Source organism: Planomonospora algeriensis, assembly GCF_977012225.1.
Genome location: NZ_CDRNDK010001095.1, coordinates 1 through 477, shown reverse-complemented (window position 1 = coordinate 477; position 477 = coordinate 1). Strand labels below are relative to the sequence as shown.

The window sequence follows — 477 nt, the reverse complement described above, 5'->3', positions numbered from 1 at the left end:
CTGGCGGCGGGCGGCGGCTCGCCCCTGCGCGCCCTGGTGCTCGTCCCGCCGGTGGCCGCCGCCTGCGCGGCCACCGTCACGTCGCACGACGTCATGGCGAGCCTGCCGGGACTGGCCCGGTACCTTCAGGTGTTCGTACTGGTCCCGCTGGCCGTCGCCGCGGCACTGCGGGACCGGTCGGCCCTGCGCCTGACCGGCGGGGCGGTCGTCTGCGCCGCCCTGGTCCAGGGAGCGGTCGGCTGCCTGCAGGCCCTCACCGGCACCGGCGCCTCGTACGCAGGCGAGAACGTCCGGGCGGTCGGCACCTTCGGCGCCCAGGACGTGATGGGCATGGCGACGGTCGTCAGCCACGGCCTGATCGTCCTGCTCGGGCTCGGTCTGGCCCTGCGCGGCCGGCGCCGGGCGACGGTCCTCCTGGGCGCCGCGCTGCTGCTGCCCCCGCTGGCCCTGTCGCTGAGCCGGGGCGCGTGGCTGGCG

At 78.0% G+C, this 477-nt stretch carries 1 pseudogene; it reads left to right on the top strand.

The features are described from left to right. Positions 1 to 477 (top strand): annotated as a pseudogene (locus ACWJ6R_RS37975) (O-antigen ligase family protein); the annotation flags it as partial.